General features: G+C 72.0%; 1 protein-coding gene. It reads right to left on the bottom strand.

The genetic code is table 11. From position 1 onward, the window contains the following. The coding region (locus IF30_RS0140400; protein ID WP_030248204.1) for an acyltransferase domain-containing protein at positions 1 to 772 on the bottom strand (772 nt) is incomplete at both ends.

The raw sequence follows: 772 nt of genomic DNA, 5'->3' as shown, positions 1-772 counted from the left end.
GAGGGGTGCGTCGGGGTCGCGCAGGATGTCGGTGAGTGACCAGTCGACGTAGGGGGTGAGGGCTTGTTCGCAGCGGTGGATCCACTGGGTGAACACGGGTGATTCGTCGAGGAGGTCGGCTCCCATGCCGGGCCACTGCGAGCCCTGGCCGGGGAACACGAACACCACCTTGCCGACGGTCGAGGCGACCCCTTCGCAGACCCGTTCGGCCGGTGAACCGTCCGCGAGTGCGGCCAGTCCGGCCGACAGTTCCTCGCGGGTGGCGCCGATGACGACGGCACGGTGTTCCAGCGCCGCCCGGGCGGTCGCCAGGGAGTGGCCGACGTCGGCCGGGTTCCGGTCGTCGAGGGACATCAGGCGCCGGGCCTGAGCCCGCAGCGCCTCGGGGGTCTTCGCCGACAGCGTCCACGGGACGACGCCGTGGTCCGGCGCGTCGGCTGCGGGTTCGTCCGCGACGGGCGGCTGCTCCAGGATGACGTGGGCGTTGGTGCCGCTGACGCCGAACGCGGAGACACCTGCGCGGCGCGGCCGGTCGTGCGCGGGCCAGGGCTGCTGCTCGGTGAGCAGTGTGACGGCGCCTGCCGTCCAGTCGACCTCGGTGGTCGGCTCGGCGACGTGGAGGGTGCGGGGGAGGGTGCCGTGTTGCATGGCGAGGATCATCTTGATGACACCGGCGGCGCCGGCGGCGGCCTGGGTGTGGCCGATGTTGGATTTCACCGAGCCGAGCCAGAGGGGTTGTTCGCGGTCCTGTCCGTAGGTGGCGAGGAGTGCC

It is taken from the genome of Streptomyces sp. NRRL S-350 (genome assembly GCF_000719705.1).
Lineage (GTDB): Bacteria > Actinomycetota > Actinomycetes > Streptomycetales > Streptomycetaceae > Kitasatospora.
Note: the sequence above shows the minus strand (reverse complement) of the source record. Positions and strands in the feature narration are given on the sequence as shown.